Origin of the sequence: Burkholderia sp. 572, assembly GCF_040545135.1 — a bacterium.
Classification (GTDB): Bacteria; Pseudomonadota; Gammaproteobacteria; order Burkholderiales; family Burkholderiaceae; genus Burkholderia; species Burkholderia cepacia.
The window spans coordinates 244234-265884 of record NZ_JBEPLH010000013.1 but is presented as its reverse complement, the minus strand read 5'-3'; the positions used below and the strand labels follow the sequence as shown (position 1 = coordinate 265884).

Annotated in this window: 21 protein-coding genes, 1 tRNA gene and 1 pseudogene; 9 read left to right on the top strand and 14 right to left on the bottom strand. The window is 65.1% G+C overall.

Annotation, left to right across the window (positions count from 1 at the left end; all coding sequences use genetic code 11):
- Positions 1 to 426 precede the first annotated feature (426 nt).
- On the bottom strand, positions 427 to 957 hold the full coding sequence (locus ABIC51_RS25315) for a cytochrome b (protein ID WP_175757937.1): 531 nt from the start codon (positions 955 to 957) through the stop codon (positions 427 to 429).
- Positions 957 to 2051 carry a catalase family peroxidase gene (locus tag ABIC51_RS25310; RefSeq protein WP_048024044.1) on the bottom strand — a complete coding sequence of 365 codons (1095 nt, stop codon included), beginning with the start codon at positions 2049 to 2051 and terminating at the stop codon, positions 957 to 959. The genes ABIC51_RS25315 and ABIC51_RS25310 overlap by 1 nt, the downstream gene beginning before the upstream one ends.
- A gap of 156 nt (positions 2052 to 2207) precedes the next feature.
- Here ABIC51_RS25310 and ABIC51_RS25305 point away from each other — a divergent pair, with 156 nt between their 5' ends.
- On the top strand, positions 2208 to 2729 hold the full coding sequence (locus ABIC51_RS25305; RefSeq protein ID WP_059687948.1) for a sigma-70 family RNA polymerase sigma factor: 522 nt from the start codon (positions 2208 to 2210) through the stop codon (positions 2727 to 2729).
- A 16-nt stretch (positions 2730 to 2745) separates the two neighbouring features.
- Here ABIC51_RS25305 and ABIC51_RS25300 read toward each other — a convergent pair.
- Positions 2746 to 3795 (bottom strand): annotated as a pseudogene (locus ABIC51_RS25300) (RNA-guided endonuclease InsQ/TnpB family protein); the annotation flags it as partial.
- 118 nt (positions 3796 to 3913) lie between these two features.
- Between ABIC51_RS25300 and ABIC51_RS25295 the strand changes: the two are divergent.
- Complete coding sequence (locus ABIC51_RS25295; RefSeq protein WP_175855398.1) at positions 3914 to 4672, top strand: anti-sigma factor family protein; 759 nt, start codon at positions 3914 to 3916, stop codon at positions 4670 to 4672.
- Positions 4673 to 4921: 249 nt separating this feature from the next.
- On the opposite strand, the gene ABIC51_RS25290 is transcribed toward ABIC51_RS25295, so the two are convergent.
- The 7 genes from ABIC51_RS25290 to ABIC51_RS25260 all read right to left on the bottom strand — a co-directional run bounded on the left by ABIC51_RS25290 (position 4922) and on the right by ABIC51_RS25260 (position 9089).
- Positions 4922 to 5482: a hypothetical protein gene (locus ABIC51_RS25290; protein ID WP_027788775.1), complete on the bottom strand. Its 561-nt coding sequence runs from the start codon at positions 5480 to 5482 to the stop codon at positions 4922 to 4924.
- 751 nt (positions 5483 to 6233) lie between these two features.
- Positions 6234 to 6551, bottom strand: a complete 318-nt coding sequence (locus ABIC51_RS25285) for a hypothetical protein (protein ID WP_146254030.1) — start codon at positions 6549 to 6551, stop codon at positions 6234 to 6236.
- Between the two features lie 15 nt (positions 6552 to 6566).
- A complete protein-coding gene (locus tag ABIC51_RS25280) occupies positions 6567 to 7466 on the bottom strand; it encodes an Imm72 family immunity protein (RefSeq protein ID WP_146254029.1) in 900 nt (299 codons plus the stop codon).
- A 57-nt stretch (positions 7467 to 7523) separates the two neighbouring features.
- Positions 7524 to 8132 carry a hypothetical protein gene (locus tag ABIC51_RS25275; RefSeq protein WP_226129316.1) on the bottom strand — a complete coding sequence of 203 codons (609 nt, stop codon included), beginning with the start codon at positions 8130 to 8132 and terminating at the stop codon, positions 7524 to 7526.
- Positions 8133 to 8243: 111 nt separating this feature from the next.
- Complete coding sequence (locus ABIC51_RS25270) at positions 8244 to 8516, bottom strand: hypothetical protein (RefSeq protein ID WP_175900160.1); 273 nt, start codon at positions 8514 to 8516, stop codon at positions 8244 to 8246.
- Positions 8513 to 8824: an Imm53 family immunity protein gene (locus ABIC51_RS25265; protein ID WP_060280116.1), complete on the bottom strand. Its 312-nt coding sequence runs from the start codon at positions 8822 to 8824 to the stop codon at positions 8513 to 8515. The genes ABIC51_RS25270 and ABIC51_RS25265 overlap by 4 nt, the downstream gene beginning before the upstream one ends.
- 25 nt (positions 8825 to 8849) lie before the next feature.
- Positions 8850 to 9089: a hypothetical protein gene (locus tag ABIC51_RS25260; RefSeq protein WP_226212632.1), complete on the bottom strand. Its 240-nt coding sequence runs from the start codon at positions 9087 to 9089 to the stop codon at positions 8850 to 8852.
- 602 nt (positions 9090 to 9691) lie between these two features.
- Here ABIC51_RS25260 and ABIC51_RS25255 point away from each other — a divergent pair.
- Positions 9692 to 9768, top strand: a tRNA-Val gene (locus tag ABIC51_RS25255).
- 321 nt (positions 9769 to 10089) lie between these two features.
- Positions 10090 to 10605, top strand: coding sequence for a DUF2628 domain-containing protein (locus ABIC51_RS25250; protein ID WP_354006675.1), 516 nt, complete (start codon positions 10090 to 10092; stop codon positions 10603 to 10605).
- A 125-nt stretch (positions 10606 to 10730) separates the two neighbouring features.
- Here the strand turns inward: ABIC51_RS25250 and ABIC51_RS25245 are convergent, their stop codons facing one another.
- On the bottom strand, positions 10731 to 11612 hold the full coding sequence (locus ABIC51_RS25245) for a sigma-70 family RNA polymerase sigma factor (protein ID WP_354006674.1): 882 nt from the start codon (positions 11610 to 11612) through the stop codon (positions 10731 to 10733).
- Positions 11612 to 12088, bottom strand: a complete 477-nt coding sequence (locus ABIC51_RS25240; protein WP_354006673.1) for a carboxymuconolactone decarboxylase family protein — start codon at positions 12086 to 12088, stop codon at positions 11612 to 11614. The genes ABIC51_RS25245 and ABIC51_RS25240 overlap by 1 nt, the downstream gene beginning before the upstream one ends.
- A gap of 558 nt (positions 12089 to 12646) precedes the next feature.
- Here ABIC51_RS25240 and egtB point away from each other — a divergent pair.
- From egtB to ABIC51_RS25215, 5 genes are all read left to right on the top strand, one after another.
- Complete coding sequence (egtB, locus tag ABIC51_RS25235) at positions 12647 to 13870, top strand: ergothioneine biosynthesis protein EgtB (protein WP_354006672.1); 1224 nt, start codon at positions 12647 to 12649, stop codon at positions 13868 to 13870.
- Positions 13854 to 14867: an L-histidine N(alpha)-methyltransferase gene (gene egtD / locus ABIC51_RS25230; RefSeq protein WP_354006671.1), complete on the top strand. Its 1014-nt coding sequence runs from the start codon at positions 13854 to 13856 to the stop codon at positions 14865 to 14867. The genes egtB and egtD overlap by 17 nt, the downstream gene beginning before the upstream one ends.
- A gap of 292 nt (positions 14868 to 15159) precedes the next feature.
- Positions 15160 to 15465: a hypothetical protein gene (locus tag ABIC51_RS25225; RefSeq protein ID WP_027788766.1), complete on the top strand. Its 306-nt coding sequence runs from the start codon at positions 15160 to 15162 to the stop codon at positions 15463 to 15465.
- A gap of 37 nt (positions 15466 to 15502) precedes the next feature.
- The gene (locus ABIC51_RS25220) at positions 15503 to 15757 is read left to right on the top strand and encodes a hypothetical protein (RefSeq protein ID WP_021162262.1); all 255 of its coding nucleotides are present in this window, start codon (positions 15503 to 15505) and stop codon (positions 15755 to 15757) included.
- Between the two features lie 187 nt (positions 15758 to 15944).
- Positions 15945 to 16319, top strand: coding sequence for a hypothetical protein (locus tag ABIC51_RS25215; RefSeq protein ID WP_175900435.1), 375 nt, complete (start codon positions 15945 to 15947; stop codon positions 16317 to 16319).
- 254 nt (positions 16320 to 16573) lie between these two features.
- On the opposite strand, the gene ABIC51_RS25210 is transcribed toward ABIC51_RS25215, so the two are convergent.
- The gene (locus ABIC51_RS25210; RefSeq protein ID WP_175900432.1) at positions 16574 to 19600 is read right to left on the bottom strand and encodes a type III restriction-modification system endonuclease; all 3027 of its coding nucleotides are present in this window, start codon (positions 19598 to 19600) and stop codon (positions 16574 to 16576) included.
- A complete protein-coding gene (locus ABIC51_RS25205; protein ID WP_124533423.1) occupies positions 19600 to 21618 on the bottom strand; it encodes a site-specific DNA-methyltransferase in 2019 nt (672 codons plus the stop codon). Before ABIC51_RS25205 ends, ABIC51_RS25210 begins: the two co-directional genes overlap by 1 nt.
- Positions 21619 to 21651: the final 33 nt, after the last annotated feature.

Here is a 21651-nt window from a genome sequence, read left to right as displayed (position 1 = left end):
GCGCCCACACTTATCGGCTGTTAATTTTTAAAGAGCAATCTGCGAGGAACTTCGTGTTTCCCGGCAGCGCTGCGTTTTCAGCAGCAGAGAAGCGAGATTATTAACCGTTTTTTAAAACTCGTCAACAACTTTTTTAACTACTTCGTTGCGACGACTGCGGTTTAATTTCGTATGTACTGGAGTTGCTAAAACCAACTTCAACAGCACCGCTTCCCTTCTTCTCCCGCGCTGCGTTTCCGTTAGCGCGAAAGAGGCGTGATTCTAAGCACCTGCCCCCATCCACGCAAGCCCTTTCGTGAAATATTTTTGACATGCTATGCCGGGAGCAGCCGAGCCTGCCCAGTGGTCATATATAAGCGGCACGGCAAGAGCTGCCCCGGTCGCCCGTGTACAGCCCCGCCGCCGCGAACTCGACCTTCCCGTCGGTTACCGCCCCACCATCGCCCTCACCACACCGTCCCGCCGAATCAGTCCGTGATACAGCGCCGCCGCAAAGTGCGCGAGGAACGTCAGGAAGAACAGATAGGCCAGCACGCGATGCGCGACCCTCAGCCAGGCGAACGTCACCGGATCAGCCGACACCAGCGCCGGCAGCTGCACGCCGCCGCCCAACGTCACCGGATACCCGCCCGCCGACAGCATCGCCCACCCGATCAGCGGCATCGCGACCATCAGCGCATACAGCACAAGATGCGATCCGTGCGCGGCCACCTTCTGCCACCACGGCAGATCCTCGGGCAACGCCGGCGGCTTCGACAACACCCGCACCACGATCCGCACGCACACCAGCACCAGCACGGCCACACCCAGCGGCTTGTGAATCGCCACCAGAACCTCATGCCGCCCGGAAACGGACGCCACCATCCCCACCCCGATGAACAGCATCGCGATGATCATCGCGGCCATCACCCAGTGCAGCACCCTCGCGGGCAAACCAAACGTCGCAGAAGTCTTCATCACCGTCCCTCCGAACTCAACCTGGCCACACCCGCCACACCGGCCTCTTCACTCGTCCTGCGCAGATACGAATCCGCATAAGCAGCCGAGCGCGCCGCCAGCAACGGATCCCCCGACACCTGAATCCCCTGCGGCAGCACCGTCGGGTCGTAATTCACATCCCGGCACGGCCCGCTGTCCTGCGCCTCCACGCGGTCGAGCACGAGCGTGCCCGCGTCGATCGTCGTGCGCTGCGCGGGCCAGACCTTCGTGGCGTCGTCCACCGGATCGCCGGGCTCCGCCAGCGTGACCAGCAGCTTCCACTTCTGCGCACCCGCCGCGATGCGCTGCGTCACGTCCTGCTGCAACACGTTCGGGTCCGCCGCCGTCGCGACGTCGCCGGCGCCGGCCGTCTGCTCCGGCACGACGCGCCACCGCACCGCCTGGCGCTTGCCGGCCGCGTCGACGAAGTAGAACGCGTTCAATCCGTAATAGCTTTCGGTGACGTAGCTCGCGCTCGGCTTCGCACCCTTCACCCATTGCAGGAACGCGCCCGCCTCCGGGTGCGCGCCGAAAAACGCCTTTACCTTCGCCGGGTCGGGCTTGCCCGTCTTCGGATCGGGCCGGGTCGCCATCAATTGCGCGTAGAACGCCTGCGGCGTCGCCACCGGAAACACGGGCATCGCGTTCATCCCGGTTCGCCATTGCTCGCCATCGGGCGCGGTGAGCTTCAGCGCGAGGCTGCGGATCGGCACGCTGCTGTCGGGCGCGTACGGGTTCCCGCCTGGCAACGCGAAGCGCCCGACCACCGGCGTGCGCACCGCCTTGAAGAACGGCGCGACCGAATACGCGCTCGCGGCGCCGTTGCCTTCGAAGTAACCGGTCACGCACACGCCCTTCGCGTGATTGCGCCGGAAGCCCGGGTGAATGCCGCCGCCGGCCGTCTGCAATGCGTCGACGATCCGGTGCGGGGTCAGACGCGCCGGCGCAAGCCAGCCTCCCGCGTAGCCGAACGCCACGGCCACGCCGGCCACCGCGCCGCCGATCGCGGCCCAGCGCCACCACCCGCGCCCGGGCTCGCGCTGCGGCGAAGAAGAGGAAGAAGATCGCTCCATGAATGTGCTCCCGACCATCAGGTCATTGTCGAACCCGCGTAGGACGCCACCCGCGCCGCTTTATTCCACGAAAATTTTTTTCCTATGCTGGTGGAATACGCGGCGCCCACCGGCGTCTTACGCGGCATCTCTACCCATTCGGCAACCGGCCCGGCCATGCCCTCCACCGCCCTCGACGACGACGCATTGCGCGAACTCATTCCCAGGCTGCGACGCTTCGCGCTCTGGCTCGCGCGTGACGTCCACGCGGCCGACGATCTCGTCCAGTCGACGCTCGAGCGCGCACTGTCGCGCTGGACGAGCCGCCGCGACGACGCGTCGCTGCGCAGCTGGCTCTTCACGATCCTGTACCGGCAGTTTCTCGACGGCAAACGCAGCGCGAAGCGCTACGCGTGGCTGCTCGGGCGCATCCGCGACGACGACGAAGCGCACTGGCCGTCCGCCGAACGCGAATTCGCGGCGCGCGCGACGCTCGAAGCGTTCGGCCGGCTCTCCGACGAACAGCGCAGCCTGCTGCTGCTCGTCGCGGTCGAGGGCTTCACCTATCAGGAGGTCGCCGACCTGCTCGAGGTGCCGATCGGCACCGTGATGTCGCGGCTCTCCCGCGCGCGCCAGGCGCTGCGCCAGCTCAGCGACGGCGAGCTTCCTGCTCCTTCTTTGCGATTGATGAAGAATTGACGCCCTCCTCCGCCGAAAGTCGGAGGATTCCCACACCTGGCGATGCACGTCCGCATCGGAGAATGTTCAGCGCAGCGTTGATATCTCGATCATGCAAGACACCGCACTCACTGCAGGTCCACTCTCTTATTCGCAGCCCCGCGATACCTTTCGGCCGCGTCGTGCTGTCTTTCGACCCGCACGACGAACAGGACTGGGTAGAACCGCTTTCGTCGACTTCCTCGAACGTGACTCCGTGCGCCATCGCCTTGTAACGGAGCTTGTTGCGGAAGGACGACCAGGATGCGTCGTAGACGCTCTTCGCCATCCTGGTTCTGGCGAGTTTGGCGGCCGACACGTTGCCGATCGCAATGTAGTCGTAGCGCCGCACCAGATCGAGCGCGAGCTTGTGCTGGAAATCGGCGCGTGCATTCACTACCTTTGCATGCAGCTTCGCGATATGCCGCTTGTGTTTTCGCGCCTGTTGGGCTTTCGCCAGCTTTTCCGCCGCGCGCTGGCCAAACCGGGCATTGGCCAGCTTTTCGCCCGTCGAGAGTGTGGCGAAGTCTTTCAGGCCAAGATCGATGCCGACGCCCAAACGGATCGGGCGAGCCTGAACATCGGGCATCTCGATCACAATATTCAGGAACCAATTGCCACGCGCATCCTGTGCGAAATTGGTTCCGTCCTTGATCTTGCCTTCGGGAAGCGGGCGGCTGTTGAACACGCGGAAGGTGTTACCAGCGAAGCGAAACGCGTCTCCTTCGCGCTTCAGGTCACGCCCCTTCAGCGGCACCCAGCCAAGCGATTTCCGGCCGCGATAGCGCAGGTAAGGTCGACGGTGCTGGCTACGCGACTTCGCGTATTGTTCGCACGTTGCGTTGATCGTGCCGGAATGGATGCAAAGCTCTTTGCTAGAACCCGTCGTCAATACGTTCAAGTCGAACCCTGTCGGCCACTTCTTGTTCCACTTGAGGGCATGCTTCTGCGTGTCGTTGCAGAAGTTCCAGACGTAGTTCACCGCGCGGCTCTGCTTGTTAAGCAGCCCGTTGAGCGACTTTACCCGGTAGCGATAGACAAGGATCATGCCGGCCATCCTAGCCGGTGGACGAAGCTGCCTGTCAAATGCGCCCTGCGCTACCCGCCATGCGCCCCGAAGGAAGTCCCCTTGCGGGAAACGGCGGGGTTTCTCGGAGCACATCATGATGAACATTCCAACTAACGAACACGACCTCCAGGCCTACGTCGACGGCCAGCTCGACGACGATGCGCGCGCCGCGGTCGAGCGCTATCTCGCGCTGCATCCGGAGCGCGCGGAACAGGTGAAGCAATGGCAGCAGGATGCGCAGCGGTTGCGGGCCGCGCTGGAAAGCGTGCGGATGCCGGCGGATAACCTTGCGCTGGATCCTGCCGCCATTCGCGGCAGGCAGGCGGAGCGCACACGGATGCGGTTCGCGATCGCGGCTTCGTTCGTGTTCTGCGTCGGGCTGGGGACATTCGGCGGATGGCAGGCGCGTGGATGGAACGCGGCGCCGCCCATCGCACCGATGAGCGATGCAGTCGAGGCTTACCGGATGATGGTGGTCGATCAGACGGCGAAGGTGGATTACCGGCCGACCGGTGCAGGCGATTTGCAGGGGTGGCTCACCCGGCGCGTCGGGGCATCGGCGCGGCTGCCGGATCTGAGCGCTGCGGGGTTCAGGCCGGTCGGTGGGCGGTTGTTCACGACGGACAGCGGGGCCACGGCTGCGATGGTGCTCTATGAAGACGAGGCCGGGCGGACGCTCAGCTTCTATCTCCGGCCGGCGGAATCGAAACATCGTCTGCTGCCGGCCGGGCAACGTGTGGATGGCGCGTTGCTCGCGCGGTACGGCTCGGTGAACGGGCTCAACTATGCGGTGGTCGGGCCGGCCGGGAGTCTCGCGGAGAAAGCGGTCGTGCAGGCGCTCGATCAGCAGACTTGAAGTAGCAGGATGCGCGCCCGGCTGGCGGTTGGGGGTGGCCGCCAGCGCCTTTTGTGGCGCGGCCCGGCGGGCTTGAACGGGCGCACGCTCACCACTCGCTTGCACAGTGTTTCGACTGACTTTCCTTGGCTGTTATGCACATCGAAGCCGCTCCGGTGCCCTCACCTTTGGGAATCACAGGGTTTCGAGTCGCTGCGGAACAGGATGTCCACATCGATCACGGGTAAGCGATCCGGCTTCCAAGGATGGCTACGATCCTGTCCGTCCAGGTAGAGTCGCCACCGAGACCTGGCTGCCGGCAAGCATCTTGTTCGCTCGACGCACGAACACCCAGTGCCAAACCCAGAGGAAAACTGCTACGCCACCGGCGATGGAGCCAAGGGTATCGGGTATCAACGAAACAACCTGCGCAAGACACCACCCGATGCCACTGATCCGGCCGAACGAGCGCAGACCCGACAGCGCCGGATTGATACGGGACTCCGCTTCCAGGGACTTCGCAACGTTGGAAATAATGAAGAAATCCTCGATGAAGTTGTACGGCAAGAGGAACATGAGCCAGACGCTGTTGGGTTCGGCCGCACGCGATCCTTGGTTGACCGATTTCAGGGTAGTCCTCAGGTCGCTCGCGTAGGCATAGACCAGAGCCAGGAAAACCATGATGACGACGATGCCGCCGATTGTCCCAAGCCTCTCCATTTCGCCGAGAACGCCACCGTCTTCTGAAGGATAGACAAGGGGATAGGCGAGCCCAAAGGCAATGGGGAGGCTCAGCATGGCTTTGAGAATGATCCGCGCAGTTGCGCTCATGTGTATCCGATGGATAGGTGCGTTGTCACCGGCAGCATAGCGAACGATCATCCTCGCCGTGCGACTTTGTCCTGGTATATGCCGCCTTCTCTCGCGACGCCAGTCGAGTCGGTGTCTGAACCGCACCGGGAATCGTGGAGGCCGGTCAGCTTGATCGTGGCGACGCTACATGCTGATATCGTTCGGTTCGCTCACCTTGGGTCTGCACAGCGTTTCGAGTTGCGTGGAAGCGTGATATCCACAACCCGGGAGGTGACGCAAACATCCTCACCACATTCGCGTACCCTCACCCGTTGAATGCACAGGATTTCGAGTGTCTTGGCTGCTCGATATCCACATGGCACTCGATCACGGCGGGTCGCGCGAACCTTCTCCCCATCACCTGCTCTATTCCGGAAAATCCCTGTCCAACAAGGCATTCGGGCTGATTCACATGGTCGAGTGCATGGCGCTCACCTGTCCGAGGCACAGCGATTCGACTGGTTGGGCGTGCAGGTTGTCCACATGCGGCACGTCGGCAAGCGCACGAACGTGATGCTCTTTCCCCCGCGCTCGCATCGTGGAGCCGGCATTTCTGCACTCAGTCGCGGGCTCACGTATCCGGATCGGCTCGTCACGGTCAGAATTCGCCGGGATCCGCCCCCCGCTTGCGATCCGAGCGCATGCTCACCTGTTGCTCGCACAGCATTTCACGTCATTTGCGCCGCGGTTACCCACATACGAAGGCTGACCACCTTCACCGCCGCCCAGGTCACTTGGTCAGATGAACCTTGAGAATCTCGCCGGTTTCCGGGGAGATGACGTATCCCATCGACGTTCCAAGCGGACTCGCATTGCCGAGCCCGCGCATGCCGGGAGGCATCTTCGCCAGAAACGTCACGCCGATGACGCGGTCGCCCGGTTTCGGATCGACCCTCGCGGCACTTTCGTCCGTGATGCAGATCTCGAAGTTGCGCGGATCCTGCCCGGTTTTCGCGAAGTCGTCATAGGCGGCCTTCAGGCCGAGCAGCGTCGCGGTATTGAGCCGGACGGAACATCGATCGACCTCGCCGAAATTCAGCTTGCTCATGGTGTTCTCCGGATATCACGGGCTCGGGCTCGCCTGCGGCGCTTGCCGTGGCTCGAGGAAATACTGCGATTCGTCGGGAACGACGCCGTTCACGTAACGCCGGTCTTCCCATAACAATCGCCAGCACGTCGGGATGAACAATCCCGGCAAATCGTCCGTCTGGTGTGGCGCACGCGTGCCCCGAGTGAAGTAATTGAAGCAACCTCCATTACGCAAACCGGGCATGACGATCGGCACGAGGCCCGGCCGCCTCGACCACTTGACGACGACAGGCTCCCAGATGCCGTCGCATGGCACTTTCCGGCCGGTCCAGATGACCGGGCCCACCGCTTCTGGAACCGCGGGCAGCTCCTCCGGAAACACCGGGTACGAAAGCGTGTGGAAGTTGCGCTCATGGGCATTCGGGGACAACAGCTGTCTTGCCGAGCGCAGACGTGCGAGGTTGCCGAATCGATCGTCCGGATCGAACGGCGCATACTCCATCTGGTATTCCGATGCGTGCAGCAGTCGGGCCAGCGCGTCGATCTTCGGCGGGTATGGGGCAATCTGCCCACCGCGATCCCAGTAATCGGGATTAGGGTAGAAATACGCGTCCAGAAGGCGGTATTGCCGGTACACGTGCTTGAACGGCCCACCGCTCCGCCAGCCAATCCGGTTCCCTCCGGCCAGCTCGGTCAGCCCTCGATCGTAAGCCGCGAGAATGTCGGCGATGATCGGAAAGTGCTTGTCATGAATGCCATCCGGATCGTCATCGGGCCACGTGTTCACTGCATGCTCGTACGCGTTCGCGAAGCGCTCGAATGCCTCGCGCTTGCGCGTCCAGAGCGACAGGCTCGTCAGGCGTTGCAGCAGCCAGAAAATCTTGCGCCGGGTGGCGTCGTCCGTCATGTCGTACTGCTCGATCGTGTCGGTCATCATTGATCGTCTCGCATCGGCACCGGTTGCCTGCCCGTCATGCCCTCTCCTTTGCGTTCACGCTGGCGCAGCGTCATCGCCCAGGCCGCTGCGTTTCAACACCTCCCGCAGGCACACCGGACACACATACTCACCGGCGTCCCACAGCCGCACGAACATGGCCGGGTCGTCGATCCGGAACGTCGAATCGACGATGTCGATATCCGGCCCGAGCACCTTGCGCAAAAACGCTTCGTCGAACCAATACTTGGGCTCGTGCTTCACACGGGCATCGATCACCCGCACGACGTGACAATCACGGATCACATCGATCGTGAGAATCGCCGTTTCGATATCCGGCGACGCCCGCGTCGGCCGGATCAGCCCGTGAAGTTCGCATCGCGCGAAATCGCTCGGCCACTTTGCATTCGCCGCGACGACGGACGTATCGAACGCCTGCTCTTTCGTCGTCGGTTGATGAGGCACCTCGCCGGAACGCACGAGCAGTTCGTCCAGGCACGCCAGACAGACATACGCGCGCAAGCGCTCCAATGCCGCGATCTTCGGAAATGCCTTCACGTGCGCGACCCGATCGACGAAGATCGCATGGACCTCGTGCTCGTCGAGCTCGGCGCGCAACATCCACATCTCCCGGCTGTATCTCGGCCGGTCGAGCGAGACCTTCACGAGTTCACCGGGCACACACTGCCCGCGCAACCTGATGCGTGCGTCCACACCCTTCGATGTTGTCGCCGTGGAAGCGCGTCCGTGTCGATGGCAAACGATCGGTCCCATTACTCACTCCAGTTGCGAGCGCCGCTTGCGTCGCCCTGTTCTTTCTTCGGTTTCGTCGCGCCGTGGAAGACATCGAGCAATCGCACACCGCATCCATCGTGTTTCGATGACGCACTGTCTCGGCCCGCGCCAGGCGATCGCACATTCCCCGCGACCGGATTGCCGAGCGAAGCCCAACCGTGCCAGCCCATCGGCGGCGGCCACCACCTTGGTCACGACAACCGCAACATGGCCGGCAATCTCCGTCGCCAGCATTTCGTCGACAGGTGCCTTCATCGATCGCTTCGACCTTCGTCGTTCGTCGCGCGCCAGTCAATCCACTCGACCGCGAGCGCGAGGAGCTCCGGCAAATTGCCCGGGCCGCCGTAGCCGGCGAATTCAGCGCTGGTCGCACGCACGGATATCCAGTCCGACTCGTTGCGCTCGATCGACAAATCGATCACCTTGCCGGACGTCGCGCCGTCGAGCTTCACCTTCCATCCCGGATTGTCCAGCGTGACGACCTCGATGCCGTGCGCGTGTTCCCAGACGCCATCGCAACGCGATTCGTACCAGCGCTGCAGCGCAGTCAAAGAATCAATCATGTGCCTGTGCCTCTCGTCATCCGGTTCACACCGTTGCGAGCCATCTGACGATGTCTTTGATGTCTTGGCGAGACAGCTTTCCGACGCGATCGACAAACACCCCGTAGTCGAGATCGAACTTCACGTTGAATCGCTCGCCTCTGTAGCGGCAGCACAGGACGTCGGCTTCCGGGATCGACACGCGTTGCTCGAACACGATGTCGCCCGGATGTTGCTGCATTCGATGCACGACTGTGTCGATGTCGAGCGTGTCGAGCCTGGACAACGAAGAATCGGTCATGTGTCGTGAGCCTGTCCGACGGGCCTTTGCATCCTGGATGCCGGCGATTCTACAGACATGACGGCCCGCACATCACCCACGCGCTTCACAGCTTCCCGATTCGTTCTTCTGTTCGCCGCACGCAGTGCATATCCCGGGCGGATCACAGTCGACGGACTGTGCTTATCCAAAGGTGTTAACAGGGTTCGTATATATACGTAGTGATAGTTAACAAGCGCTGTGCCTCACAGTGGATAACCTCCGTAACGCACTGAATTTTCAGCACGAAGCGGGATGCATAACCATGGGTGTCGCACGTGAACAGCTCCGCGCAGCACAGAACAACTTTTCGTCGATTCACAGTCTCGCCGACATATCCTCAATCGTTCCACTGTGAATCCAGAGGCTTGCCGGACGGTTATCCAGAGGGCAATGTGGATAACATCACCGCGCATCGACGCGTTTTGCTGTGATGCGAAGCGGTGAAGGCGACGTGCCCGGCATCGCCAGGCACCGTCGATCGTTTGCCCCCGCACGCGCCGATTCAAAAAATTTTCACGAAAGGGCTTGTGCTCCTCAAAAACCCTCTCTATAATTCGCGGCTTCTTAGGCTCGTAGCTCAGTTGGTTAGAGCACCACCTTGACATGGTGGGGGTCGTTGGTTCGAATCCAATCGAGCCTACCAACGAACAAAATGAAGGGGTCCGGCAGCGCAAATTGCCTACAGGCAACGCGGCTCGCCAAACATACAAACGCCACGCGGCAACCTCGCGTGGCGTTTTTCTTTTTCCGGCCGAAACAACGCGAAACGACGCATATCGCCCCGATGCGTTGCGCGATCCACGGCATCGCATCTCCACCGACATCCTGGCCCGTGACGCTACGACCTGCGCTGTACGGCAGGTAGAATCGTGTGCGACCGAAGCGGCTGCGCCGTTCGATTTTCACCGCACCCGACCACATCAAAACAACAACGCGCGACCCGCGCGACTGAGAGCACCCGACCATGTCCGACGTCACGACCGCCGCATCGCTCGCGAGCAACGACGAAATCGCCGCTTATGTCGGCAAGAAGGCTGCCTGGTTCGAACGGAAATGGACGATCGCCGCGTCGCGCAAGAACCGGCAGTCGTGGAACTGGGCAGCCTGTTTCCTGGGCCCGGTCTGGATGGCGTATCGATGCATGTACTGGCAGGCCTCGGCCGTCCTCGGCGCGTCGCTCGCGATCACGCTGGTCGAGCTGCTGTTCTTCCCGACATACTTCGAATCGAGCACGCTCGACCCGGTCACGATCGGGATCGCGGTTTCGCTCGGCTGGTACGGGAACGGCCTCTACAAGGCGCACGTCGAGCGCCGGATCGACAAGCTGCGCCCGAACGCGACGTCGCGCGAATCGTTTCTCGCGTTGCTGGAAGCGCAGGGCGGCACGAACTGGCTCGCGGCGACCGGTTTCGCGATCGCGACGCCGTTGCTCGGCTTCCTGATGATCATGATCCGCAACGTCGTGGTCGGCACGTATTGATTGCACGAGTACAAGCGCGAGCGAGAGCACGAACCGGCGGCCGGTAAAGCAGGGCGGCAGGACGGTGAACAGCGCGCATCGCGGCCGTGCCTGCGCATGGCACCCGACGCGCGATCTTGCCACCTTCAGTGAAGATGCTTCAACTTGTCAGGATTGCGCACGACATAGATCGCGACGATCTTTCCGTCCTCGATCTCGAGCGCCGTGGTTTGCAGCTCGCCATCGGATTCCAGCGTGACGAAACCCGGCAGCCCGTTGATGAACCCGGCACGCACGAGCTTCGATGCATGTGTCGCAAACAGCTCGGCCAGATACTCGTGCACCTTCATCACGCGTTCGAAGCCGAATACCGGCTTGCCTGCCGCCGAGCGCTTGCCGCCACCGTCCGAATGCAGGCTCACGTCCTCGGCGAGCATCGCGCCGAGCGTGCGCATGTCGCCGCTGCGTGACGCGGCAAAAAACGCCTCCGCCAATTCGATTCCGCGCTGTTTCTCGACATGAAAGCGCGGCCGCGCCTCGCGCACATGCATGCGGGCCCGCGCGGCGAGCTGCCGGCACGCGGCCGGGTCGCGCTGGATCGTCGTGGCCACTTCGTCGAACTCGAGGCCGAACACGTCGTGCAGCAGGAACGCCGCGCGTTCGAGCGGCGAGAGCCGTTCGAGCGCGAGCAGCAGCGGCAGCGTGACGTCTTCCTGTTCGTCTTCCTCGACGACCGGCTCGGGCAGCCACGGGCCGATATAGGTCTCGCGCTGGTGCCGTGCGGACTTCAGCTGGTCGAGGCACATGCGCATCACCATGCGGCGCAGGAACGCCTCGGGCACGCGCACCTCGGTACGGTCGACGTCCATCCAGCGGATGAACGCTTCCTGCACCATGGCCTCGGCATCCGCGACGGAACCGAGCATCCGGTACGCAACGCGGATCAGCGTGCGACGCAGCGGGTCGAAGCTCGCCGCCGCGTCGGCCTGTGCTTCGGCGCTGCCCCTGGCCGGGTCGAGGGTCGGCATCAGGCCACCATCTTCGCGGCGGCGGCCTTCGCGTCGGCCGGGTCGATCCACAGCCCGAAGCCGACGGCGAGCCGGTTCCAGCCGTTGATCACGTTGATCATCAGCGTGAGCTTCACCTGTTCCTCCTGGTTGAAGTGGTCGTTCAGCGCCGCGTAGGCTGCTTCGTGTGCGGCGTGGCCCTCCGACAGCCGCGTGAGCGCTTCGGTCCAGCCGAGCGCCGCGCGTTCGCGGTCGGTGTAGCAGGGCGCTTCGCGCCACGCGGCGAGCAGATAGATGCGCTGCTCGGTCTCGCCTTGCTCGCGCGCCTCGGCCGTGTGCATGTTAATGCAGTTCGCGCACGCGTTGACCTGCGATGCGCGGATCTTGACGAGCTCGATCAGCGTGGGCTCGAGGCTCCCGGCAGCGGCGACCGATACGGTCATCCAGTTCTTCATCAGTGCGGGGGCGGCGGCAAACGGATTGAGTTTCGCAGTCATGGTCCTTCTCCTTTCGTGTGGGTTCCGGTGACATGACGAGCGAGCCCCCCGCGTGTGTGACATCGGCGAAAAATTTTTTCGAAGCGCGTTTGGCCGCGGACCCGGACGAAGGGCGGGGCGGTTCACCGTCGTGCCGGTCTCGGCGCACGCACACGTTCGTCAGACAAATCCGGGCATCTGGGGGCATTCACTCACGATCGCTGCGCGGATGTCATGGGGCGTCAGCAGCCCGCCTGCGCGGACCGGCGCGTCGTGCACGGCGTTCACGCCCGAACCGGCAGGCCTGCCCGGCGTGTCACGCGTGCGATATGCGCGCAGCCAACACTTTCATTTCTCTTTCGTTCGCGTTTCACCGGCATCCCGATTCGCAGCATTCACATTTCTGGACCATACTGTTCTGCACGGGCAGATGAAGTGACGCCGCATTCGCGGCCCGGCGCGCGCGCCGGCTGCCCGTCGACGCAGCAGCAGGTTGCACGTCAGCCGCGCGCATCATGCGCAAGGCTTTCCCTTTTCCGGCAACGCAACGCAGCGAATCGCGACGTGGACGGTAAACCGATGAGCCTCCTTGCATCACAGCTTCAGCGCCGTTACCAGGACGTGCGCACCCATAGCGTCGCGTTGACCGCGACGCTGTCCGCCGAAGACCAGGCCGTGCAGTCGATGCCCGACGCGAGTCCGACGAAATGGCATCTCGCGCATACGACCTGGTTCTTCGAAACCGTCGTGCTGATGCGCCGCGTGCCCGGCTACGCGCCGTTCGACGACGCATTCCAGTTCCTCTTCAATTCCTATTACGAAGCGCTCGGCCCGCGCCATCCGCGGCCGCAGCGCGGGCTGCTCACGCGCCCGTCGCTCGACGAGGTGCATGCGTACCGGCAATACGTCGACGACGCGATGCTGCGCGCGCTGGCCGGCGCCGATGCGGCGCTGCTCGATACGATCGCGCCCGAGATCGTGCTCGGCCTGCATCACGAGCAGCAGCACCAGGAACTGATCGTCACCGACATGCTGCACGCGTTCTCGTGCAACCCGCTGAAGCCGGCGTTCCGGCCGCGCAACGGGACGGACGCGGACGCAATGGCCGCGGGCGATGCGGGCGCGCTGCACTGGCTTCACCAGCCGGGCGGGCTCGTCGAGATCGGCCACGACGGCGATGCGTTCTCGTTCGACAACGAACGGCCGCGTCATACGGCGCTCGTGCGGCCGTACGAGATCGCGAACCGCCTCGTGACGAACGCGGAGTTCGCGGCGTTCGTCGCCGACGGCGGCTACACCCGCCCCGAGTTCTGGCTGTCCGACGGCTGGGCCGCGGTGCAGCGGGAAGGGTGGCAAGGGCCCGCGTACTGGCTACCCGACGACGACGATGCGGCCGCCACGCGCGTCCGTCGCACGTTCGGCCTGCACGGCATCGAGCCGCTCGCGCCCGACGCACCGGTGTGCCACGTGAGCTTCTTCGAAGCGGCCGCGTACGCGGAATGGGCCGGCGCCCGCCTGCCGACCGAATTCGAATGGGAAGCCGCGTTCCCCGCCGAAGGCATCCGGCAGATGCTCGGGCACGTGTGGCAATGGACGCGCTCGTCCTACGAGCCGTACCCGGGCTTTCGGCCGCTCGCGGGCGTCGCCGCCGAATACAACGGCAAGTTCATGGTCGGCCAGCAGGTCCTGCGCGGCAGCAGCATCGCGACGCCGCCCGGGCACGAACGGCCGACGTACCGCAATTTCTTTCCGCCGGCCGCGCGCTGGCAATTCACGGGGGTGCGACTTGCGCGAGACGTCTGACCAGACGGCCACGAGCGGTGGCCAGCAACCCGCCCGCGATTCGCGGCCGAGCGCGTTCGAGCGCGACCTGATCGACGGACTGTCGCGTACGCCGCGCAGCATTCCGCCGAAATACTTCTACGATGCGGCCGGCTCCGCGCTGTTCGATCGCATCTGCGAACTGCCCGAGTATTACCCGACCCGTACCGAGCTCGGCATCCTCCGCGATCGCGCGGCCGAGATCTTGCGGCGCGTCGGCCCGCATGCGGAACTCGTCGAATTCGGCGCGGGCTCGCTCGAGAAGATCCGCGTGCTGCTCGACGCGTTCGCGGGCAACTATGCGAACGCGCCGGCACGCTACGTGCCGGTCGACATCTCGGCGGACTACCTGCACGGTGCGGCCGCGCGGCTGCGGTCGGCCTATCCGTGGCTCGACGTCGCGCCGATCGCCGCCGATTACACGAAGGCCGAGCAACTGGCCGCGCTGACCGCGACACCGGCGCGGCGCATCGGTTTCTTTCCGGGCTCGACGATCGGCAATTTCTCGCGGGACGAAGCCGACGCATTCCTGCGCGATGCCGCACGGCTGCTGCGCGGCGGCGGCCTGCTGGTCGGCGCCGATCTCGTGAAGGACGCGCGCACGCTGCACGACGCGTACAACGATGCGCAGGGCGTGACCGCGCAGTTCAACCTGAACCTGCTGGTGCGCGCGAACGCGGAGCTCGGCGCGGATTTCGACGTCGACGCGTTCTCGCATTGCGCGTTTTACGACAGCGAGCGGCAGCGCATCGAGATGCATCTCGTCAGCGATGTCGCGCAGACGGTGCACGTGCGCGGCCACGCGTTCCGCTTCGACGCCGGAGAGCGCATCCACACGGAGAATTCGCACAAGTTCACGATCGACGGCTTCCATGCGATCGCGCGCCGCGCGGGATTCGCGCCCGATACCGTGTGGACCGACGCGGACAACCTGTTCAGCGTGCACTGGCTGCGCAGCGTCGACGATATCCGCGCGTAACGCCCGCTGTTGCGAACCGCTCGCGCCGCGCGGTGCGGGCGGTTCGCGTCCCGCGCACGCCGGCGAGCTCGATCGAATCGCCCGGTTTCGTGCCGAAACGCCCTTTTTACCGGCCCGATGCATCGCCGCAACGGTGTTTCGAGTACGGCCTCTCCCTTGTCCCGCAAGGCTTTGCGGGCATCCGTAAACGTCCGTTACCTGTCTCGCATACCCGTTTCACCTGTGTCTGTGTCCGGTGCCTAGACTCCGAACCGTATTCACATGACGCACGACACGTGCAGGGAGTCGCGAGATGAGCAAGAAACTTATTCTCGGTGCAGTTCTCGGTGTAGCGGCGCTGGCAGCTTCGGGCGTCGCGTCGGCCCACGTCGACCTGTCGGTCGGCATCGGCGTGCCGGGCGTCTACGCGGCGCCGGCACCGGTCTACGTCGCGCCGCCGCCGCCTGTCATGTACGCGCCGGTCGGCTACCGCGATGACGGCTGGCGTGACGATGGCTGGCGTCGGCGCGAATGGCGCGAACACGAATGGCGCCGCCGTGAATGGCGCGAGCACGAGTGGCGCGACCGCGGCGGCTGGCGCGGCGGCCGCTGGGACTAAGCGGCCCGGCTGATCACCACGAGAGGAGAGTGACAACATGATGCCCATTCGTCACATCAGGCTGTGTGCCGCCGCCGCTGTCGTGGCGCTCGCAACGATCGGCAGCGCGCATGCGGCGGGCTGCATGAAGGGTGCGGTGGTCGGCGGGGTCGCCGGCCACTACGCGGGGCACCACGCGGTCGTCGGTGCGGTCGGCGGCTGTATCGTCGGCCACCACATGGCGAAGAAGCAGGCGCAGGAGCAGGCCGCGCAGCACAAGGCCGCCGCGCAGGGCATGCAGCCGGCGCAGTAAGCACTTCACCACCGGGGCGGCGCCCACGCGCCGCCACCGCCTGCTTCGTTCCCCGTTCATGCAACACCCGGATTGATCCGACGAATGTGCGCCGCGCGCATCGTTACGATCATTTACAACGTCGTGTGGCGCGAATTTGGCGCGTTCATAGAATGCAGTCACACGAACGCGCTCCAGGGAGCACAAGATGAAACAGCAACGATATCTGTCCGTATTGACGGCCGCGCTGCTCGCGCTCGGCTCGGTGTCCGCCTACGCGGCGGCCGGCGGCAATGGCGGTGGCAACGGTGGCGGTCATGGCGCAGGCGGCTCGGGCGGCAATGCGGGCGGCATGGCCGGCGGCCACATGAGCGGCCAGGCGCTGAGCAACTCGAACGGCATGCACGCGGGGGACCGCGACAAGGGCCTGTCGCGCGCAGCCGACCGCTCGGATACGATCGCCGATCGCGCCGGCGTGCAGCCGGGTCATGGTCACACGCATGGGCATGCGCATGGCCATGCCGCGCATGCGTCGACGTCCACGCATCGTTCGCATCACAACGCATTCGGCCGCACGCTGTAAGCGCGGCACACGCATGCGGGAGAAGGGCGCTTCGGCGCCCTTTTTTCATCGCGGCAACGCATCGCCGCCGTCGCGCGGAAACGTCGTGCCGACCCGATTTGCAACCAGCCGTAACCGCGTCGTACTCATGCAGGAATGCGGATCGCCCTCACGCGGATGACGGAAGAGAAACCGGCGCGTGAAGAGGGCGCGGCGAGGGTGTCCGGCACGTTCACCAAGGCAGAAAAAAGGGCGGCTCATCGCCGCCCTTCGTATCACCGCCCGGCGCCTGCCAGCGGCACCGCAGGTTCGAACAACGCATCGGCCTGCCTGACGCGCACGAAGCGCGCCGCGCCGTCACCGTCCACCAGTGCACGGAAATGCGCTTCGCCGCACGCGAGCTTCGCACGCTCGTGCTCGCTCGGCACATGGCCGTCCGTATTCGGCGTATCGACGACGAAGTACAGCCGCTCGCCGCCGTCCTGCTCCGCGAGCACGGCCCAGTCCGGGTGATAGCTGCCGAGCGGTGTCTGCACGCGGAACCACGCGGGCAGCTTCGCGTACAGCTTCACGCCGTCGTGCGCCTCGAGCGCATCGGCGAACGCGCGCTCCGCGTCCGTCTCGCACACGACCGCTTCGTGGATCGACTTTTGCGCGTCGGGCCGCAGGTTGCGCAGGTAACCCGTCAGCGCCTCGCTTTCGAACGATTCGAGCGCATGCACATGGCGCTCGCCGAGCTTGCGATACGCGATGCCCGCGACGAGCGCGAGCCGCTTGCAGCGGTTGATCGCATCGGCCGCGACCGCGATGAACTGCTGCGGATTCACGCGAAAATCGTCGAGCCGGCCGCTGTCGGCCAGGATCGTTGCAAGCGAACGGCGCGTGAGCTGCGTGCGGTCCTGCAGCTCGGTGAGCAGGTCGGGCAGTGGCAGCTCGCCTTCGTCGAGCAGCACCGTACCGGCGCCGGCCACCTCGATCGCCTCGATGCCGGCCTTGCCGATATCGATCTCGGCCTTGCGCCACTGCAGCCGGGCGCGCGCGATGTCCGGCGCGTCGTGCAGCGCGGCCGCGCAGTCGCGCACGAGCTTCGCGTTGTCGAACTCGACGCGGTACACGGTGCGATGACGGATGCGGTCCCACAACGCGCGGAAATCCTCGCCGAACACGACGGCCTTGCCCGACGCATCGCGCCGCAGCGCGATCGCACGGCGCTCGTCCGCGTTGCGCACGGCAAAACGGCCCGACAGCTTGCGCAGCGTCGCGACGATCGGCGCGCGCAGCATCTCGAACGCCTCGGGCAGCATGAGCGCGCTCTGGCGCAGCGCATCCTTCAGCCGGTCGAGCACCTTGCCCTGCGCATCGACGTAACCCTGCTCGTGCAGATGATTCCACAGCACGCGCGACAGCTCGATGCCGAGCGCATGCGCGGGCGCGTCGCCCTCCTGGACGGGCAGCGCCGCGAACTGGTGTTCCTCGACGATCCCGAAACGGATGCCCGTATCGGCCTCGATTTCCTTCTGCAGGTTCTCCGCGAACGACTCGTAGCGCTCGGTCGCGATCACGGTGAGCGTGTTCACGCCCGGGTCGCGCACGCGTTCGCCGTCCTGGTCGACGGCGAGGCGCAACCCGCGGCCGAGCGTCTGGCGGCGCTCGCGCTCGGTCTGGATGTCGCGCAGCGTGCAGATCTGGAACACGTTCGGGTTGTCCCAGCCTTCCTTCAGCGCCGAGTGCGAGAAGATGAACTTCAGCGGCGTGTCGAACGACAGCAGCGCTTCCTTCTCGCGCATGATCAGGCCGTACGCGCGTTCCGCGTTCTCGCGGGCCGCCGCGCTGCTTTCGCTCGTATCGGTCCAGCCGCCCTTGCGGTCGATCGAGAAGTAGCCGTTGTGCGCACGCTCGACTTCGAGTGCGACGTCGACGCCGTCGAACAGCGCACGGTAGGCCGGCACGCGCGCCGCGCGCGCATATTCCTCTTCGAAGATCAGCGCGTAGTCGCCCTTCACGGGCACACCGTTCTCGTCGTAGCGGCGATAACGCTCGACCGAATCGACGAAGAACAGCGACAGCACCTTCACCCCGCGCTCCGCGAGGCGCAGTTCCTTGTCGAGATGCTCGCGGATCGTGCGGCGGATCATCTCGCGCTGCACGGCGAGCGTATCGATGTCGCCGAACGCCTCGCCGAGCGACAGGAACGCCTCGCCTTCCGGATGGCGCAGCTCGACGTACTCGGCGCCCTTCACCGCATGCACCTCGCCGATCCGCAGCCCCGCATACAGCGCGCGCTTGGTCAGGCGTTCGAGATCGTCGCCGTCGGTGGCCGTCACGATCTGGCGCTTCACGCCGGCCGCCGTCGCGACGTCGAGCTCGACGCGCGCGCTGATCGCGCCGCGCCGGTTCGACACGCCGACGAGCCGCACATACGGCTTGTTGTGCGCATCCTCGACGATCGCCGATGCGATCTCGATCTGCTTCACGAGCTTGCGTTCGTAAGCGTCGACCGCGTCGAGCCGGTACACCATGTGATGGCGATCGACGTGCGTGGCCGAATAGCGCAGCGTGCAGAGCGGCGCCATCGCGGCGAGCGCTTCGCGCCCGCGCCCCTCGAGCCCGCCGTCGACGCTTTGCGGCTCGTCGACGATCACGATCGGCCGCGTCGCGCGGATCAGGTCGATCGGCTTCTCGCCGCCGGTCTTCTCGCTGTCCTTGTAGAGGTTGTTGATTTCCTTCTTGTTGATCGCGGCAACCGTCATCACCATGATCTGGATCGCCGCGCTCGCCGCGAAGTGGCGCACCTGGCCGAGCTTCGCGGAGTCGTACAGGAAGTAGTCGTACGGCACGCCCGCGTACAGCGCGCGGAAGTGATCCTCGGTGATGGAAAGCGTCTTGTGCACGCCTTCCTTGATCGCGATCGACGGCACGACGATCACGAACTTCGTGAAGCCGTAGCGGCGGTTGAGCTCGAAGATCGTGCGCAGGTACACGTAGGTCTTGCCGGTGCCGGTCTCCATCTCGACGGTGAAGTCGCGCGAGCCGGGCAGGCCGGACGGCGGCAGCCCGCCGCGCAGCTGCACGTCGGCGAGATTGCGCGCGAGCGCGTCGTCGGTCAGCGACAGCCGGTTGCCGACGCCCTGTTCCGACACCGCGAAGCCGAGCGAGCCTTGCGCGGCGGCCGTCGTGCCGGGCGCGGCGTTCGCGAGCACGCTGAAGTCGCCGCGATACGATTCCTGGCCGCGAAACAGGTCGCAGACGGCGTCGATCGCCTCGCGCTGGTAGTCGAGATCCGCTTCGAAATGCAGCCGCATCACAGGCTCCGCACGCGCTTCACGCCGTGCTGTTCGAGCAGCGCGGCGAGATTGAGCTTCGCAACGTCGTCGACGAAGCCGCTGTCGCGGAACAGGCACGTGACGTCGTGCGTCGTGCCGGTCGCGTCGAGCAGGTCGACGATGCCGTCGGCGAGCGGGCCCGCGTCGTCGCGCGAGATGCGCGCATCGAAGCACGCGACGATCGCGCGGCCGATCAGGTGCACGGTCTTGCCCGCCACCTGGTGATGCTCGACCGGCGTGCACAGGTCGAGGCCGAGCTTCAGCGTCAGTTCGGCGAGCAGGTCGTCTTCGGTGCGGCCGGTCTTCACGTGCTCGACGGATGCGAACAGCGCGTGGTCGAAGTCGTCGCGGCGCGGGTCCCACTCGATCACGTTGGTCGTGTCGAGCCGGTACACGCGGAAACCGAGGTCGCCATAGCTTTCCGGGTAATCGCGCGCGACCTGCTGCGCGGCGCGGCGCAGGCGTTCCTTGGTGATTTCGGCGAGCGTCAGCGGCTTTTTCAGCTTCGCGCAGAAATCGGCGGCCGCCAGCTGCGTCTTGTCGCGGCGGTCGAGCGCCTCGGGCAATTGCACGAGCACGTAGCGGCGCGCGCCGCCGTCGGTCGCGTTCACCTGCATCACCGCGTGGCCGGTCGAGCCGGAGCCCGCGAAGCAGTCGAGCACGATGTCGTCGCCGCGCGTGCACCAGCCGATCACGGCCGCCGCGAAATCGACCGGCTTCGGCAGGTCGAACGGGATGCCGAGCGTCTTCAGGAGCGCGTCGTCGGAGCCGGCGAACGGCAGCACCGACGGCACGTTCTCGTACATGTTCTCGTCGAGGTAGTAGATCCGCTGCGGCTGCGTGGTTTCATCCGCGCCGAACTCGATCTGGCCGCGCTCGATCAGCGCCTGCATCGTCGCGGGCGGGTTGCGCCAGCCGCGCGCTGGCATCGCGCACGGCTTGCCGGTGACCGGGTGGATCAGCGGCGTGAAATACTCTTCCGGCGCCTTCTTCTTGTTCGGCCAGGCCATCGACACGAGACGGTACACGCGCCCGTCGGCCGACAGCCGGTCGTACATCACCTCGCCGCCCGACAGGTTGGTCTGCGCCTTCATCCACGCGCGGTACGCCTTCTGCGCGTCCTTCGCGTTGCCGCTGCGGTACACGGCGTCGTGCGCGGCGTCGAGCATGCGCTGCGCATTGCGCTTCGGGCGCTTGAGCGGCGCCCGTTCGAGCAGCGTCTCGGCGTTGCGCGCGAACAGCACCAGCGATTCGTGCTGGTACGCGACGCCGCGTGCGTCGCCCTTCGGGTTGCGCTTGTCCCACACGGCGACGCCGAGCTCGTTCTCCTCGCCGAAGATCTCGCGCAGCATCAGCACCAGCGCGTGCACTTCGTGCTCGTCGATGTGCACCGCGATCAGCCCTTCGTCGGACAGCAGCGCGTGCGCGAGCTTCAGGCGCGGATACATCATGTTCAGCCAGTCGGTGTGGAACCGGCCGTTCGCCTCGGTGTTGGTGCTGCGCTTCACGCCGCCCTGGGTCTGCCCGGTCATCGCCAGGTAGTGGCGGATGCTGTCGCTGAAGTCGTCCGGATAGACGAAATCGCTGCCGGTGTTGTACGGCGGGTCGATGTAGACGAGCTTCACCTTGCCGGCGTAACTCTTGTGCAGCAGCTTCATCACGTCGAGATTGTCGCCCTCGATCACGAGATGGCGCGTGTCGTCCCACGCGACGCTGTCGTCGGGGCAGGGCCGCAGCGTGCCGGTCGACGGCGTGAGCGCGGCCTGGCGCGCGCTGCGCTTGCCATGCCAGTGGAAGCCGTAGCGCTCTTCGGCGTCGCCGACCGTGCGATCGCCGACCAGCGCCTTCAGCACGTCGATGTCGACCGACGCGCCGCCGGGGCCTTCGGTCACGAGTTCGGGGAACAGCGCCTTCAGGCGCGCGACGTTGTCGGCGGTGAAATCGGTCGACATCGCCTGCGGGCTGGCCGCATCGAGTTTCTGCATCGTCTTTTCCATCGGAGCCCGGCCGCGCGCGCCAGGACGTCGGGC

What these genes read in the sequence shown, in the direction of transcription:
- ABIC51_RS25315 (WP_175757937.1), bottom strand. Translation starts at nt 957, where the DNA reads ATGAAGACTTCTGCGACGTTTGGTTTGCCCGCGAGGGTGCTGCACTGG.
- ABIC51_RS25310 (WP_048024044.1), bottom strand. Translation starts at nt 2,051, where the DNA reads ATGGAGCGATCTTCTTCCTCTTCTTCGCCGCAGCGCGAGCCCGGGCGC.
- ABIC51_RS25305 (WP_059687948.1), top strand. Translation starts at nt 2,208, where the DNA reads ATGCCCTCCACCGCCCTCGACGACGACGCATTGCGCGAACTCATTCCC.
- ABIC51_RS25295 (WP_175855398.1), top strand. Translation starts at nt 3,914, where the DNA reads ATGAACATTCCAACTAACGAACACGACCTCCAGGCCTACGTCGACGGC.
- ABIC51_RS25290 (WP_027788775.1), bottom strand. Translation starts at nt 5,482, where the DNA reads ATGAGCGCAACTGCGCGGATCATTCTCAAAGCCATGCTGAGCCTCCCC.
- ABIC51_RS25285 (WP_146254030.1), bottom strand. Translation starts at nt 6,551, where the DNA reads ATGAGCAAGCTGAATTTCGGCGAGGTCGATCGATGTTCCGTCCGGCTC.
- ABIC51_RS25280 (WP_146254029.1), bottom strand. Translation starts at nt 7,466, where the DNA reads ATGACCGACACGATCGAGCAGTACGACATGACGGACGACGCCACCCGG.
- ABIC51_RS25270 (WP_175900160.1), bottom strand. Translation starts at nt 8,516, where the DNA reads ATGAAGGCACCTGTCGACGAAATGCTGGCGACGGAGATTGCCGGCCAT.
- ABIC51_RS25265 (WP_060280116.1), bottom strand. Translation starts at nt 8,824, where the DNA reads ATGATTGATTCTTTGACTGCGCTGCAGCGCTGGTACGAATCGCGTTGC.
- ABIC51_RS25250 (WP_354006675.1), top strand. Translation starts at nt 10,090, where the DNA reads ATGTCCGACGTCACGACCGCCGCATCGCTCGCGAGCAACGACGAAATC.
- ABIC51_RS25245 (WP_354006674.1), bottom strand. Translation starts at nt 11,612, where the DNA reads ATGCCGACCCTCGACCCGGCCAGGGGCAGCGCCGAAGCACAGGCCGAC.
- ABIC51_RS25240 (WP_354006673.1), bottom strand. Translation starts at nt 12,088, where the DNA reads ATGACTGCGAAACTCAATCCGTTTGCCGCCGCCCCCGCACTGATGAAG.
- egtB (WP_354006672.1), top strand. Translation starts at nt 12,647, where the DNA reads ATGAGCCTCCTTGCATCACAGCTTCAGCGCCGTTACCAGGACGTGCGC.
- ABIC51_RS25225 (WP_027788766.1), top strand. Translation starts at nt 15,160, where the DNA reads ATGAGCAAGAAACTTATTCTCGGTGCAGTTCTCGGTGTAGCGGCGCTG.
- ABIC51_RS25220 (WP_021162262.1), top strand. Translation starts at nt 15,503, where the DNA reads ATGATGCCCATTCGTCACATCAGGCTGTGTGCCGCCGCCGCTGTCGTG.
- ABIC51_RS25215 (WP_175900435.1), top strand. Translation starts at nt 15,945, where the DNA reads ATGAAACAGCAACGATATCTGTCCGTATTGACGGCCGCGCTGCTCGCG.
- ABIC51_RS25210 (WP_175900432.1), bottom strand. Translation starts at nt 19,600, where the DNA reads ATGCGGCTGCATTTCGAAGCGGATCTCGACTACCAGCGCGAGGCGATC.
- ABIC51_RS25205 (WP_124533423.1), bottom strand. Translation starts at nt 21,618, where the DNA reads ATGGAAAAGACGATGCAGAAACTCGATGCGGCCAGCCCGCAGGCGATG.